This is a genomic window from Photobacterium sp. NCIMB 13483 (assembly GCF_003025475.1).
Taxonomy (GTDB): Bacteria; Pseudomonadota; Gammaproteobacteria; order Enterobacterales; family Vibrionaceae; genus Photobacterium; species Photobacterium piscicola.
On the sequence record NZ_PYLV01000025.1, the window covers coordinates 16734 to 32510 of the forward strand.

At 38.0% G+C, this 15777-nt stretch carries 11 protein-coding genes; 7 read left to right on the forward strand and 4 right to left on the reverse strand.

All coding sequences use genetic code 11. The features are described 5' to 3' along the window. Positions 1 to 46 precede the first annotated feature (46 nt). Entirely contained in the window at positions 47 to 1075 is a 1029-nt protein-coding gene (locus C9I86_RS16390) for a substrate-binding domain-containing protein (RefSeq protein WP_107276946.1), read from the forward strand. Positions 1076 to 1163: 88 nt separating this feature from the next. On the opposite strand, the gene C9I86_RS16395 is transcribed toward C9I86_RS16390, so the two are convergent. Next, a complete protein-coding gene (locus C9I86_RS16395; RefSeq protein WP_107276947.1) occupies positions 1164 to 1520 on the reverse strand; it encodes a DsrE/DsrF/TusD sulfur relay family protein in 357 nt (118 codons plus the stop codon). 234 nt (positions 1521 to 1754) lie between these two features. On the opposite strand from C9I86_RS16395, the gene C9I86_RS16400 reads away from it, so the two are divergent. Then, entirely contained in the window at positions 1755 to 2273 is a 519-nt protein-coding gene (locus C9I86_RS16400; RefSeq protein WP_080157691.1) for a shikimate kinase, read from the forward strand. Between the two features lie 76 nt (positions 2274 to 2349). Here C9I86_RS16400 and galM read toward each other — a convergent pair whose 3' ends face one another. From galM to C9I86_RS16415, 3 genes are all read right to left on the reverse strand, one after another. Continuing rightward, on the reverse strand, positions 2350 to 3438 hold the full coding sequence (gene galM / locus C9I86_RS16405; RefSeq protein ID WP_107276948.1) for a galactose-1-epimerase: 1089 nt from the start codon (positions 3436 to 3438) through the stop codon (positions 2350 to 2352). Positions 3439 to 3454: 16 nt separating this feature from the next. Beyond that, positions 3455 to 4645, reverse strand: a complete 1191-nt coding sequence (gene galK / locus C9I86_RS16410; RefSeq protein ID WP_107276949.1) for a galactokinase — start codon at positions 4643 to 4645, stop codon at positions 3455 to 3457. A gap of 63 nt (positions 4646 to 4708) precedes the next feature. Continuing rightward, the gene (locus C9I86_RS16415; protein WP_107276950.1) at positions 4709 to 5770 is read right to left on the reverse strand and encodes a UDP-glucose--hexose-1-phosphate uridylyltransferase; all 1062 of its coding nucleotides are present in this window, start codon (positions 5768 to 5770) and stop codon (positions 4709 to 4711) included. Positions 5771 to 6115: 345 nt separating this feature from the next. On the opposite strand from C9I86_RS16415, the gene ebgR reads away from it, so the two are divergent. The 5 genes from ebgR (at position 6116) to C9I86_RS16440 (ending at position 15732) form a co-directional block, all read left to right on the forward strand. Then, positions 6116 to 7093: a transcriptional regulator EbgR gene (gene ebgR / locus C9I86_RS16420; protein WP_080157695.1), complete on the forward strand. Its 978-nt coding sequence runs from the start codon at positions 6116 to 6118 to the stop codon at positions 7091 to 7093. 250 nt (positions 7094 to 7343) lie between these two features. Next, complete coding sequence (gene ebgA / locus C9I86_RS16425; protein ID WP_107276951.1) at positions 7344 to 10421, forward strand: beta-galactosidase subunit alpha; 3078 nt, start codon at positions 7344 to 7346, stop codon at positions 10419 to 10421. Continuing rightward, positions 10421 to 10873 carry a beta-galactosidase subunit beta gene (locus tag C9I86_RS16430; protein ID WP_107276952.1) on the forward strand — a complete coding sequence of 151 codons (453 nt, stop codon included), beginning with the start codon at positions 10421 to 10423 and terminating at the stop codon, positions 10871 to 10873. The genes ebgA and C9I86_RS16430 overlap by 1 nt, the downstream gene beginning before the upstream one ends. A 149-nt stretch (positions 10874 to 11022) precedes the next feature. Beyond that, positions 11023 to 12453, forward strand: a complete 1431-nt coding sequence (locus C9I86_RS16435) for an amino acid permease (RefSeq protein WP_080157698.1) — start codon at positions 11023 to 11025, stop codon at positions 12451 to 12453. Between the two features lie 195 nt (positions 12454 to 12648). Continuing rightward, entirely contained in the window at positions 12649 to 15732 is a 3084-nt protein-coding gene (locus C9I86_RS16440; RefSeq protein WP_158258960.1) for an EAL domain-containing protein, read from the forward strand. Positions 15733 to 15777 lie beyond the last annotated feature (45 nt).

Genomic DNA, 15777 nt, shown 5'->3' on the forward strand with positions numbered 1-15777 from the left:
ATTTACACAAGCGTAGTTTAATAGCTTCAACAGTAAAGAGGTGATCATGGCAACAATCAAAGATGTGGCGAAACTCGCCGAAGTATCTGTCGCAACCGTATCTAGGGTGATCAATAAATCACCAAAAGCAAGTCAAGCTGCTATTACCGCAGTAACACAAGCAATGCAGGCGCTGGGTTATCGTCTCAATGCTAATGCTCGTGCGTTAGTCAGCCAATCAACCAATACTATTGGCGTGTTAGTGGGTGATGTTTCTGATCCTTTCTTTGGCGCGATGATCAAATCGATCGACAATATTGCTCGCCAACACAATAAACATTTATTGATAGGTAATGGCTACCATAATGCTGACAGTGAGCGTGATGTTATTGAACTATTGATCAATAGCCGCTGTGATACGTTAATTATTCACAGTAAAAGTTTATCTAATGATGAATTAATCGCTTACGCGCAAGAAGTACCGGGAATGGTGCTTATTAACCGCTTCATTCCTGAGATAGCTGATCGCTGTATTGCGCTTGATAACCACCGAGGATCATATCTAGCGACAGAGCTATTAATTAAACATGGCCACCAGCATATTGGTTATATTTGTTCCAATCATGATATTGAAGATACTGAGCAGCGCAAGCAAGGCTATCTAGATGCGTTACAAGCACATCAGCTGGCTGCACCACAAAGCTATATTGAATATGGCACACCAGATGAAGATGGTGGTGAGATCGCAATGACTAACCTACTCGCCAAAAATCAACCAATAACGGCGATTGCGGCTTATAACGATTATATGGCAGCGGGATGCTTATCTGTACTTGAAGGTAATGGTTTAACGGTACCAAATCAGATGTCTTTAATTGGCTTTGACGATGGCTTAATTGCAAAGTATCTGCATCCTAAACTAACAACTGTCCGCTATCCCATTCAGATCATGGCAGAACAAGCAACGCAATTGGCTTTTCAATTAGCGGCGGCGGCAAAACAATCAACATCGAATACCACAAAATCTGATTCAAGTATTACGCATATGTTTGTGCCAACCTTAGTCAAACGTTTATCAGTAATGAGGCCTCAATAATTTTCGTTTGACTGAATTTCTATATGCCCACTATATAACCGCATCAGTGACACTGTCACTGATGCGGTTATTATCTAGCAGCACTACTTTAGAACGTAAACACTTTATCCGCTGCAAGTGTCCACTCTGCTAAATCATCTAATGTTGCAATTACAACATCTTCAATTAATGGTAATGCTGTTAATCCGCGTGCGGCGCAGCATGTTTTACACAATTTAACTTCACCACCTTGGGCTAGAACAATCTCAACCATTTGTTGAATATCATACCCTTCTGTTGGGGCTTGTTTTGCTAGTGCACAGGTGACAGCATCAGACATTAAAAAAACTTTCACAGCAACAGGCTCAGCGTCTTGTTCATTTAGTTTTATGGCCAATCGCAGTGCATTAAACGGACGCTCAGATCCATAAGGAGCATCATTAATTATTATCAATATGGTTTGCATTGTTTTCCTATCCCTATCTAATTTTTCGACTTCTGTTTTACCATGAAATCCATCGTCAGTAGTCATTTATGAATGTAAACCGCACCTAATGTCTATTTTTTATTCTCTAGCAGTATTTTTTGTAATTTTAAACTTTTAACTGCAGCAATAATTTGGCACATTAACGCCCTTAACGTGTAATTGTATGTTAAATGCAATTGCCATAACCTAATTGTCATCTACAGTGAGCATTTAATGAGCCATCGCCTCCAACTAACTTCTGCCCCATCAGTGTTGTTTTTGTTTGGCTTATCAGGTGCAGGAAAATCATTTGTCGGTGACGTTATTGGCGCTCATCATGAATGGTTTGTTTACCATGCAGATGATGATCTTACTGATGAAATGCGTCAGGTTATTGCCGAGAAGCAGCCGTTTACAGAAGAAATGCGTGACCAATTTTTTAGCCGTATTGTTGATAAAATTCACTACTATCGTGCTATTTATCCACGTCTGGTGATCACTCAAGGGGCATATAAGAAAAAACACCGCGATTACATTCGCCAGTATGTTGATAATATTGATCTGATTTATGTAACCACATCAGATAAGTTAATTCACCAACGCTTAGAATACCGAACTAATGGTATTTCTAATGCTAGTGCTGAGGCGATTAAACATATTTTTGAAATTCCCGATGATAGTGTTAAGAAATTACACAATATCGATGGTAAAGATGAAATTATTCAGCAACTTAATGCGTTTTATAATAAGTAACCACCAATAAAAACGCCCACAGTATTAACTAAATATAGTTTTCACACTGTGAGCGTTATTGATAATGACTTAATGACTATCGAAACCGATAACAAGTTAGATGACGATACTGCGCATTTGGGCGTAGTATCGAATTATTATTCGGCCATTGTGGGTGATTTGGTGAATCTGGCAAAAATTGGGTTTCTAACGCAAAACCACTGTAATCAGCATACTCTCCCCCAACTCGATTAGGGCACCCAGCTAAAAAATTGCCTGTGTATAATTGCATTGCCGGTTTAGTGGTTAATACACCCATCGTTAATGAATGATCAGCAGCAATGACCGTTGCACAAGCAGTGATGGCACGATGCACATCAGAGCGTAATATAAACGCATGATCATACCCTTTGGCTTGCCGTTGATCATTATCCACTAACCAATCTTGATTTATCAATTTTGGCTCGCGAAAATCAAAACTTGTTGCTTCAACCCTCTTAAATTCATCCTGCGGGATCCCGCTTGAATCCGTCGGTAAATAATGATCGGCATTGATCATTAACTGATGTGATAAGCAATCTTTGCCATTATCAGCCCCGAGCAAATTAAAATAGCCATGATTGGTAAGGTTAACCACGGTGGGCTTATCCGTTTCAGCACTGTATCGAATATTTAATTCGTTATTTTCAGTCAGAGTATAAGTAACAATGACCTGTAAATTCCCCGGGAAACCCATATCACCATCCGCAGATAACAAACTAAATTGCACTTCGGTGGCATTCACTTGCTGCATCTGCCAGCGACGATGACTAAAACCACTTTTGCCGCCATGCAAACAATTGCCATTTTGATTAATTGATAGTTGGTAATCTTCACCGTCTAAGTTAAATTTACCTGCAGCAATACGGTTAGCATAACGCCCAACGGTTGCGCCTAAATAGGCTTGCTGCTGATAAAAGTCATTCAAGGTACTTACCCCTAACAACACTTCTCGGTATTGGGTTTGGTGATCCACGATGACAGGTACACAACAACTAAGCCATGTAGCACCAATATCCATTAACGTAACTGACATACCGCGTTGATTAACAAGGGTGACCAGTTTTGCAGGTAACCCATCCGTTGCCATATCAACAGTCATGGATTGATGTAAGGTAATAGCGTGTTGAGGTAAATGAGTTAACATATTCAATCGCCTTAAATTACGCTATTGCTAAGTTTTGTTCACTGATAACACCAGCGCCCGCCATAGCTTTACACACATAAATAGTTGCTTGTAAGCCTGTTGCAGCCTGATATTTCGCATTCACTTCAACGGTAATAGCATCAACAAATGTTGGCGGTACCAGTGCCACAATACAACCGCCAAAACCACCGCCGGTCATACGTACGCCACCTTGATCGCCAATAACACCTTTCACCATATCAACCAGCGTATCAATCTCAGACACAGTAATCTCAAAATCATCCCGCATTGATGCATGTGACTCTGCCATTAGCTCAGCCAATAACACCATATTGCCATTACTTAACGCAATAGCGGCTTGTTCCGTTCGCATGTTTTCAGTGATCACATGACGAGCACGTTTAGCAACCATAGGATCAAGCTCTGTTTCACGCGCGATAAACGTCGCTAATGTCACATCACGCAAGGCTGGTACACCAAAGAAGGCAGCAGCTTGTTCACACTGTGCACGACGCGTGTTGTATTCACTATCGACTAAACCACGTTTCTTATTTGAGTTAATGATTACCACCGCCATATCTTCAGGCATCGCAACAGCAGTTGTCTCTAGCGAACGACAATCAATTAATAGTGCGTGGTTTTGCTCACCTTCAGCTGAAATTAATTGATCCATAATGCCGCAATTACAACCAACAAACTGATTTTCTGCTTGCTGGCCATTGAGTGCAATTTCTTGCTGACTAATAGTAAGACCAAATAATGCTTTAAATGTTTGACCAATGACGACTTCAAGCGCTGCTGATGAACTTAAACCTGCACCTTGTGGAACATTACCACTGATAACAATATCGGCGCCACCAAGAACATAGCCTCGCTCAAGCAGACATTTAATCACACCACGAACATAGTTTACCCACATGCATTGCTGGTCAAATTCTAACGGTTGACTAATATCAAACTCGTTCATTTCATTATTGTAATCAACCGCCACCACACGCACGATATTATCGTCACGACGTGCAGCAGCCACGATGGCTTGATAATCAATCGCACAAGGAAGCACAAAACCATCGTTATAATCGGTATGCTCACCAATAAGATTTACACGCCCAGGCGCTTGAATAATATGGCTGGCGACATAGCCTAATACTGATGAGAAAACAGCTGATACATTATCAATAAGGTGTTGAGTACGATTCGTTGTCATTATTTTTACCTACTATTACCAAAGATTATCAAGAAACATATTTTTATTCGTGCTATTCAGCACTTAATCTAAATAGTGCACATCACTTACGGCGCGTAATTTTTCAGCCGCTTGTTCTGCGGTTAAATCACGTTGACTTTCAGCCAACATTTCATAACCCACCATAAATTTTTTCACTGTTGCAGAACGCAATAATGGTGGATAAAACAACGCATGTAGCTGCCAATGATCGGTTGAGGTATCACTAAAATTAACATCAGATTCAAAGAAAGGAGCGTAATGCCATCCCATTGAATAAGGGAATGAACATTTAAAAAGATTATCGTAACGGCTGGTTAATTTTTTAATCGCTAGCGCCAAATCATCACGCTGGGCTTGAGTTAACTCATCCATTCGACGAATATGGGTTTTAGGTAATAACATGGTTTCAAATGGCCATGCCGCCCAATAAGGCACCACTGCTAACCAATGCTCAGTTTCAACCACAGTACGAGAACCGTCTTCTAGCTCACTATTAACGTAATCAACTAATAAGTTAGTGCCATGTTGTGCATAATATTCACGTAATAAAGTATCTTTACGGCTAATTTCATTCGGTAAAAAGCTATTTGCCCAAATTTGACCATGGGGATGTGGTTGTGAACATCCCATTACTGAGCCTTTATTTTCAAACGCTTGTACCCAAACGTAATCTTTACCTAGCTCTTCAATTTGCTCATTCCACGTATCAACCACTTTACGAATTGCACCAACTGATAATTGCGGCAGCGTTTTACTGTGATTAGGTGAAAAACAAATAACACGGCTTAAACCACGGGCACTTTGGCAACGAAATAATGGATTACTGTTTTCAGGAGCACTTGGCGTATCGGCAGTTAATGCAGCATGATCATTACTAAAAACATAAGTGCCAGTGTAATCGGGGTTTTTATCACCTGACACACGGGTATTGGTTGGACATAAAAAACAAGAACCGTCATAAGCAAGATTCGATTCCGGTTGTGGCTGCTCATCAGCACCTTGCCACGGACGCTTAGCGCGGTGTGGTGAAACTAGCACCCACAGCCCTGTTAACGGATTATAACGACGATGAGGATGGTCAATCGGATCAAAACATTCAGACATAATAATTCAGCTCTTGTGATTATTTAATGCTAAAAAGTCTAAAGTGATTTCAGGCTAACTTCCGTGATCAATGACACATTGTGTAAACGTTTCCATTAAAAGAATAATACGTGCTAATCATCACAGGATAAGATTATCGTTATTGCTTATCTGCATCAAATCACTCAATACTTTAAACTTCTCTATCCACCAATTCCGATCTCGGTGATAAAATATTCAATAATAGATACTAAATTATTCGCGTTTTTTACTAAAAATAAATAGTATAATTCTATAAAATATAATCACATGTCCCTTAAACGCACAGCAAACATGATTTAGGTTGCAGGGATTGCCGGAGGACAAATGGCAACATTAAAACAAATAGCAACCAAAGCTGGTGTCTCGTTAGCGACGGTCTCTCGAGTATTAAATGATGATCCAACCCTAAGCGTAAAAGATGAGACTAAGCGCAAAATCTTTGAAATTGCTGAACAGCTTGAATACACTACCAGTCAATCTCGAAAAACAGCCAAAAAAAACACCTTACATTTCCTTGCCTTGTATAACTACAAACAAGATATTGAAGTTGATGATCCCTACTACCTCGCTATTCGACATGGCATTGATACCCAATGCGATAAACTCGGTATTAAACTAACTAATATTTATGAATGTAATATTGCCGCTGCGCCTAAAACCGTGGATGGCATATTGCTAATAGGACAAGTAAGCGAAGATAACCTTGCCGCAGCTCGTACCCTTTCGAGTAACACGGTTTATATTGATTACACCGATCACCAACTTGATATTGATTGTATTGATATTGATTTAGAGCGGATCAGTAAAGAAGTCATTAACCACTTTACTCAGCAAGGTTATCAGCGAATTGGATTTATTGGTGGTCAAGATAACCCTGATAAATATGATATTCGTGAATTAATTTTTACTGAATATGGCAAATTTAAAGGCGTTGTATCTGATAATGATATTTATCGCGGTGATTTTAGTAGTCAATCTGGGTATTCATTAGCTAAACAGATGCTTGCCAATAATCACCCAAGTGCTTTGTTTGTCGCATCAGACTCAATCGCTATTGGTGTATTACGTGCGATACATGAAAGCGGACTCAATATTCCTAATGATATTAGCGTAATCAGTGTCAATGACATTCCAACCGCGAAGTTTACTTATCCACCGTTATCAACCTTTAGAATTCACTCAGAACTGATGGGCTCTCAAGGCGTTAATCTATTATTAGAGCGCAGTCGTGACGGTCGGACCATTCCATTACGAGTCTTTGTTCCAAGCCAACTCATTTTGCGCGAGACAACCAAAAAATAATATAACCAATTGATAATAAATAAAAAACGACAATTTACTTGCCGTTTTTTTTTATCTTTTAATTCATAGACTGTTTAAAACAAGAGCAAGATCACTCAAATAATCATCTGTAATTGTTTTTTTGTTGTCGACCTCACAAAGCTCAAAACAGAATGTGATCGAGTTAATACAACAAAGTTTTACCTATATTTTTTAGTAAAATTTTACTTAATAATAACTCCAGATAATTAAAACATGTCTTGGAGGCATCGTGAATAACTGGGAAAACATTAACTTACTTAGCGAAAATAGACTGGCACCTCGTGCATACTTTTTCTCTTACAACGCATTAAATAAAGCACAACGCTTTCAGCGTGATTTAAGTCAGCATTTCATGTTGCTAAGTGGCCAGTGGACATTCAATTTCTTCACTAACCCATTGCTTGTTCCTGAAGAATTCTATCATCAAGAAATGAGTGACTGGACAAGCATTCAAGTGCCAAACATGTGGCAAATGGAAGGCCACGGTAACTTACAATACACAGACGAAGGCTTCCCCTTCCCGATTGATGTACCTTTTGTACCCTCAAATAACCCAACTGGCGCATATCAGCGCACCTTCTTCCTGGGTGATAATTGGAATGAAAAACAAACGATTATTAAGTTTGACGGCGTTGAAACCTATTTTGAAGTTTATGTTAATGGCCAATATGTTGGCTTTAGTAAAGGCAGCCGTTTAACTGCTGAATTTGATATTTCTGCTTTTGTTAATACAGGCAAGAACTTACTTTCTGTACGCGTGATGCAATGGGCTGATTCAACCTATATCGAAGATCAAGATATGTGGTGGATGGCGGGCATTTTCCGTGATGTTTACTTAGTCGGTAAAGAGCCTGTTCACGTACGTGATTTCACTGTACGTACTGATTTTGATGATAATTACCAAGCAGCAACCTTGGGCTGTAAAATTGATTTAGAAAACCTCAGCGGTGATATTGTTAATGGCTATAGCCTTGATTATGCCCTTTACGATGGTCAACATCAGGTTGCCAATGGAAACGTTTCCAATCTAACAATTGCCAGTATGACACATACCGATTTTGCAATCAAAATGGTAAATCCAATCCACTGGACGGCTGAAAACCCGCATTTATACCACTTATTTCTAACACTAAGAGATGCTGATGGCATCATAATTGAAGTGATTCCACAACGAGTTGGCTTCCGCGATATTAAAGTGCGTAATGGTCTGTTTGAAATAAACGGTCAATACGTAATGCTCCACGGGGTTAACCGTCACGATAACGACCACCTTAACAGCCGCGCTGTTGGAATGGATCGTGTCGAGAAAGACATCGTATTGATGAAACAACACAACATTAACGCAGTACGCACAGCACACTACCCTAATGATCCGCGTTTTTACGAACTGTGTGATCAGTACGGTTTATTTGTGATGGCTGAAACCGACGTTGAAACTCACGGCTTTGCGAATGTTGGCAACTTAAACATGATCACAGATGATCCTGCATGGGAACAAGTATTCGTTGAGCGTATTGAGCGTCATATTCACGCCCAAAAAAATCACCCTTCAATCATTATGTGGTCACTGGGTAACGAATCAGGTTACGGCTGTAATATTCGTTCAATGTATGCAGCAACCAAAGCGATTGATGATACCCGTCTAGTCCATTACGAAGAAGATCGTGATGCTGAAGTGGTTGATATTATTAGTACTATGTACTCTCGCGCCCAAATGATGAATGAGTTTGGTGAATTCCCACATGCTAAGCCACGAATTATTTGTGAGTATGCTCATGCTATGGGTAATGGTCCTGGTGGACTGACTGAATATCAAAATGTGTTCTATAAACATGATCATATTCAAGGTCACTTTGTATGGGAATGGTGTGATCACGGCATTTACGAACAAGATGAAAATGGCCGTGATGTATACAAATATGGCGGTGATTACAGCGATTATCCAAATAACTATAACTTCTGCATGGATGGCTTAGTCTACCCAGATCAAACTCCAGGCCCTGGTTTACGTGAATACAAACAAGTTATTTGTCCGGTAAAAATCAACGTTAAAGATCACACTAAAGGTATCATTACGGTTACTAACAAATATTGGTTCTCTACCTTAGATGACGTGGTATTTGATATCGCAGTACGTGCTGAAGGCGACACGCTAACCTTTAATCAAATTACCGTTACAGGTTTGGCGGCAGGTGAATCACGCGATATTGAATTAGCACTGCCAGTGATGGATCAACGTGAAACGTTTGTAAACGTGTCGATACGTAAAAAATCTCGCACCGCATATAGCGAAGCTAACCATGAACTTGGTATTTTCCAATACCAAGCCAAACCCAATACTGCATATCCTGAAATATTTGAAAATAACAATGCTATACCACTGTCAGTCATTGAAAACCGTCTTGATTGGGAAATTAGTGGTTATGACTTTACCCTGCGCTTTTCTAAAGTCGACGGCAAGCTTACATCATGGCTACGCCAAAATAATGAACTGATTGCATCATCACCTGCAATGAGCTTCTTCAAGCCGATGATTGATAACCATAAGCAAGAATATGAAGGTTTATGGCACCCTGCTCATCTGCAAATTATGCAAGAGCATTTCCGCAGCATTAATGTAGAACACGTTGCAGGTAAGGTGATTGTTACCACTAACAGTATTGTTGCACCACCAGTATTAGATTTTGGTATGCGTTGCCAATACCGTTTTGAAATTTGTCCTCAAGGTCAAGTTAACATGACGTTAAGTGGCAATAAGTACGGTGATTACCCACATGTCATTCCTGTTATCGGTTTAGATTTAGGGATTAATAATCAATTTGATCAGGTTGAATACTACGGACGAGGCCCTGAAGAAAGTTACCAAGATAGCCGTCAAAGTAACATTATTGATATCTACAGTACTACCGTTAGCAATATGTTTGAGAACTACCCGTTCCCACAAAATAATGGCAACCGTCAACATGTCCGTTGGGCAAGTTTAACTAATCGTCATGGTGTAGGTTTATTGGTTAAACCTGAGCAAGAAATTAATTTCAGTGCGTGGCATTACACTAATCAACATATCCATCAAGCACAACACATTAATGAGCTTGAGCCAAGTGGTTACATTACGGTCAATCTTGATCATCAAGTTATGGGCTTAGGCTCTAACTCATGGGGTTCAGAAGTACTTGACTCATATCGTGTTTACTTTAATGACTTTAGTTACCAACTAAGCTTAGTGCCATTTAGTAAAGCAGATTGCGATAGCCGCTACTTAGCAAGTCAAACATTTACCACAACACGTATCGGTGGAGATAAATAATGATTACTTTAGCATCACTGGATCAGTTCAAAAGTCTATATCGCGATGGTCGTAAATGGAATCGTTGTGTAGAGGCTATTGAAAATATCCCGAATATTCAGCCAAATGTCTTCCACTCTGTGGGTGATTCACTGGCTTATCGACTTCAACATGGCCCTTCAACCGCAAATGAGCACTTTGTCGGTCATCGTCGTTATTTTGATGTGCATTACTACCTTGCAGGCAGTGAAACCATTGAATGTGCAGATAAAGACACACTAACGCAAGTTCATCCATACAGCGATGAAACCGATCGTGAATACTTAGCTGGTACCGGCCAAACCCACCGCATAGAAGCAGGCCAAATGGTAATTTTTGAAAACAATCAAGCTCACCGTTTCAGTGCCGCTGACAACCTTGAGAAAGTCGTTTTACGTGTCACCATTGAGGACGGTTACTTCCTTAATAAATAACTAAACATAACCGCCAGCTAATCATCGCTGGCGGTTATGCAATAAAAAAGAAACAAATATAAAGCATAAAAACAATAACCTATGATTTGGTTTAGTCGCTAAATACATAGACATCCTACAATACTAAACGTGATCCATCGGAGATTCTCATGTCTGAATCAAAACGTAATACCATAGGGAAATTTGGTCTACTATCGATGACCTTTGCTGCGGTATACAGTTTCAATAATGTCATTAATAACAATATCGAAATTGGCTTATCCTCTACCCCTATGTTCTTTATTGCTACCTTACTTTATTTCATCCCATTTTGTTTAATCATTGCTGAATTTGTTTCACTGAATAAAGACTCAGAAGCCGGTGTTTATGCGTGGGTTAAAAGTTCTCTTGGTGGACGTTGGGCATTCCTCGCCGCTTATACCTATTGGTTTGTTAATCTATTCTTTTTTACCTCATTACTGCCGCGCGTTATTGCTTATGCATCCTATGCGTTCCTTGGCTATGAATATATATTTACCCCAACCACGACCACACTATTAAGTATTGCGCTATTTGCCCTTGCTACGTATGTATCAACCAATGGCGCAAAGATGTTGGGGCCAATCACTTCTGTTACCTCGTCATTTATGCTAGTGCTAACATTGTCATACATTATATTGGCAGGTGCGGCGGTAATGGGCGGTATTCAACCGGCAGATCCGATTACAGTAGAAGCATTAACACCGCAAATTAACTGGGCCTTCTTTGGCGTAACAGCATGGATCTTTATGGCGGCTGGCGGAGCAGAGTCTGTGTCGGTTTATGTTAATGATATTAAAGGTGGTCACAAAGCGTTTGTAAAAGTAATTATTTTTGCAGGTATCTTTATCGGTGGTCTGTACTGTGTTTCATCTGTACTAATCAACGTATTTGTTGAGCGTGAAGCACTGAAATTCACTGGTGGTTCAGTACAAGTATTTGAAGGTTTAGCGCGCCATTATGGATTACCTGAAATTGTAATGAATCGTTTCGTTGGTGTTGTTTCATTCACGGCAATGTTAGGTTCATTACTGATGTGGACAGCCACACCAGTTAAAATTTTCTTCTCTGAGATCCCTGCAGGTATTTTTGGTGAGAAAACCGTTAAATTAAACAAAAATGGTGTTCCGGCACGTGCAGCATGGGCGCAATTTTTCATTGTAATACCTCTACTTATCGTACCAATGTTAGGTTCTGATTCAGTACAAGAACTAATGAGCACTGTAATTAACATGACTGCGGCAGCTTCTATGCTACCACCATTGTTTATTATGATTGCTTACTTAAACTTACGTCTAAAATTGGATCACTTACCACGTGACTTTAAGATGGGTTCACGTACAACAGGCATCGTGATGGTATCGATTCTAATTGGTATCTTCAGTATCGGTTTCTTGGCTTCTACTTTCCCAACAGGTGCCGACATCATGACGATTATCTTCTATAACGTCGGTGGTATTGTTATCTTCCTTGGCTATGCATGGTGGAAATATAACCGCTATGAAAGCCAATTGGCAGCAGAGCAAAAAATCACATTAGAAACTACAACCACGACAAATTAGTAATTAAATTTAACCGCTATAACTTTCTAGCCTTGAGTTTCCTCTCAAGGCTTTTTACGTTTAAATAATCACAAATAGCAACCATACGATTACATATACATCACAAAATTATATTTATAATCTTAACTTTATGTGTTCAATAGCATATAGTTGGTGCATTAGATGTTAAATCTAACGGTATGTTATAAGGATATTATGCGACAAGCACTAGGAGTCAGTTTAGTTTTCTCTCTTTTATTACTCACTTTAACAGTAATAAACGTAGCCACTGACAACAATCAAAATAATGATGAGACAATCAATAGTATAAAAACAATACAACGTCAGCAACAATACCACCAACAACAACTTATCACACAACAGATTACACATACTGTCTCTCACTTTGAGCAACTCAGCGATTATTTAAAACAACAATCCTGGCAACAGGCACTAACACACTCACAGCGTGATGATTTTATTACTTTCAGCAATAAAGTACTCGCAAGCAATACTACATTACAGAGTATTAGTCTTATTGATTATAAAAATAGCGCTTATTTACAAATATTTACTACTGAAGAAGGAAAAATAATAGTCACAAATAATCAACCTATCACCGATGCTACTGAATTGAGCAATATTGATCATGCTTTTGCACTACCATTCAATAAAACTTATATTAATACCGCCTCTGAGCCAATCAACACTATCGCGTATTATCAACATATGACGGTGCAAAATATTTCATGGGTTGTAAAAATAGAACAACAAAATCTATCCGATCTTCTTATCACATCAAAAACAAATCACTCATTACCTCTGCAATCCTGGATTGTTAATAACCAAGGCCAAACATTAGTTAATATTGAACAAAATCATATTACCGAAAATAGACAGTCATTTGTTAATAAAACAAAAAACTTCAAAAAATCAAATTATGTATTATGGGAAGAAATAAAAAATTATAATCATCAACAAATATTAAAAGATAATACTATCTATACCTACTCCCCTATTTTCACCCCTGTATCATTAAAATCGATGCTTGATTTTAAATATGGAAACTTATCACCTTGGATATTAATATCAAAAGTTACATTAACGGATAGCTATCAATTTCTCAGTAAAAAACCATCTTATAATATTTATATTAACTATGTAATTATTATATTAACCTTCATTGGTGGCATTTTTGTTATTTATTATATTAACAACCAAAAAAATGAAATACAGAAAATAAATAAGAGCAGAAAAACAGATAGCCGTCGTTATCACTCACTAATTGAAAACACAGATTCAGGTATAGTGATAATAGATGAGTATAAAAAAATAACAGCCATTAATGCAGCTGCACTTTCTATTTTAGATTTAAAAAATGATATTACTAATAAAAACTTAATTTCGTATATACCATCAATTGATACAAAAAGTGACATGGTTGCATTATTAAAAAAAATCAATAATATGCAATACAATATACAGCAAAAAACACAACTAAAAATCCATAAAAAACACATCGAAATTATTGCTACTAAAGTTAATAACAATGGTCACGATAACATAATGTTGCATATTATTGACGTAACATCATGGATTAAACGAGAACAAAAACTTAAAGGACTATCTAGAGCTGTAGAACAAAGCGAAGAAGCGGTGATCATTACTGATAAATTCGGATTTATTCAATATGTGAATAGCTCATATAAGAAAAGCGTAGGGGATAATTATACGAATATCATTGGATTAGATAGTAAGACTATCTTCAAACGCTATACTAATGACAAAGATAAAATAGACGATATTCAATCAAAACTTAATCAAGGGAAAACGATTCAGCGTATTATTTCTCAAAAAAACAAAGATAATAGTATTCAATATCTTGATAATACTATTTCCCCTATTCGTGACGATAATGGGCGAATCAGTAATTACATATCAACCAGTAAAGATATTACAGAACGTATAAACTATGAACATCAGTTAGATCATCTAGCACATTATGATCAGTTAACATCACTTCCTAATCGAAATATGTTTATTAAGAAAATAAATGAATCATTAGTATATTCAAAAATCAATAATTCTAAAATATCTGTTTTAGTTATTGAGATTGATCTATTCAAACAATTACATGATTCTTTAGATAATGAGAAGAAAGAAAAAATAATCGTTATTATATCAAAACGTATTCGATCAAATCTCAGAGCTGTTAATCTTTTATCGCGATTGAATAACAACCAATTTGGTGTCGTTATCCAATCTGTTCAGCATCGTAAAAATATTGATCATTTAGCAAACCGATTACTCAACAATATTCATGCCCCCATCAGCTATGATGGTAAATTGATTTCAATTTCAGCCAGTATTGGTATTTCATTGCAAAAAAACACTTTGATAACAGCTGAAAAAATAATTAAAAATGCAAATATAGCTCTCAGTTACTCTAAAGATAAATCTAAAAATCAATATTGCTATTTTAATCCTACAATGGAAACAGAAACGACACACAAGTTAGAACTCGAATCTGAATTACGAAAATCTATCAACACAGATCGTTATGAGTTCTACTACCAACCAAAAGTATTAGCCCACTCACACTCATTAACTGGCGTAGAAGCCCTACTACGATGGCGTGATCGACATGGAGATTATCAAGCTCCTGTCGATATTATTCCATTACTTGAGTCATCCGGTTTAATTCTAGAAGCAGGTATATTCCTTATTGAAAAAGCCTGCTATCAGCTTAAACAATGGCAACAGCAAGGACTCAATATCAGTATGGCAATTAATATCTCAGCCCAGCAATTACTTGAATCCAATTTAACCGCCATTTTAAAACAAGCGATAAAAAAAGCCGATTGTGATCCTGCCTACCTCGAGCTTGAGATCACAGAGAGTGTTTTAATGACAGATATTGAATTAGCCTATCAAAAACTGATCGCGCTCAAAACACTTGGCGTTAAAATTGCTATTGATGATTTTGGTACGGGGTATTCTTCTCTCGCCTATCTGAGTCGATTTCCCATTAATATACTAAAAATAGACCGAGAGTTTGTTAAAGCCTTACCTTATAACAAAGACAGCATTACTATCATTGAAGCAATTATCAATCTTGCTCACAACCTTGACCTAACCATTGTCGCAGAAGGAGTAGAAAATAGAGAACAAGTCATTGCACTTGAAGCGCTTGGTGTTGAAGAATTTCAAGGATTCTATTTCAACAAACCCCTTACTCGTGATAATTTTAATCGCCAATATTTACATCAACAACGGCAAATATCAGAGAACATTATATAAGAGGTTCTCTTATTCAACGTTGTAGCTTATCATTATAGATATACG

Excerpts from the sequence above, each read along its gene's own strand:
- C9I86_RS16415 (WP_107276950.1), bottom strand. The coding sequence starts at position 5,770 with ATGTCTGAATGTTTTGATCCGATTGACCATCCTCATCGTCGTTATAAT.
- C9I86_RS16390 (WP_107276946.1), top strand. The coding sequence starts at position 47 with ATGGCAACAATCAAAGATGTGGCGAAACTCGCCGAAGTATCTGTCGCA.
- galM (WP_107276948.1), bottom strand. The coding sequence starts at position 3,438 with ATGTTAACTCATTTACCTCAACACGCTATTACCTTACATCAATCCATG.
- C9I86_RS16435 (WP_080157698.1), top strand. The coding sequence starts at position 11,023 with ATGTCTGAATCAAAACGTAATACCATAGGGAAATTTGGTCTACTATCG.
- C9I86_RS16395 (WP_107276947.1), bottom strand. The coding sequence starts at position 1,520 with ATGCAAACCATATTGATAATAATTAATGATGCTCCTTATGGATCTGAG.
- ebgR (WP_080157695.1), top strand. The coding sequence starts at position 6,116 with ATGGCAACATTAAAACAAATAGCAACCAAAGCTGGTGTCTCGTTAGCG.
- galK (WP_107276949.1), bottom strand. The coding sequence starts at position 4,645 with ATGACAACGAATCGTACTCAACACCTTATTGATAATGTATCAGCTGTT.
- C9I86_RS16430 (WP_107276952.1), top strand. The coding sequence starts at position 10,421 with ATGATTACTTTAGCATCACTGGATCAGTTCAAAAGTCTATATCGCGAT.
- C9I86_RS16400 (WP_080157691.1), top strand. The coding sequence starts at position 1,755 with ATGAGCCATCGCCTCCAACTAACTTCTGCCCCATCAGTGTTGTTTTTG.
- C9I86_RS16440 (WP_158258960.1), top strand. The coding sequence starts at position 12,649 with ATGCGACAAGCACTAGGAGTCAGTTTAGTTTTCTCTCTTTTATTACTC.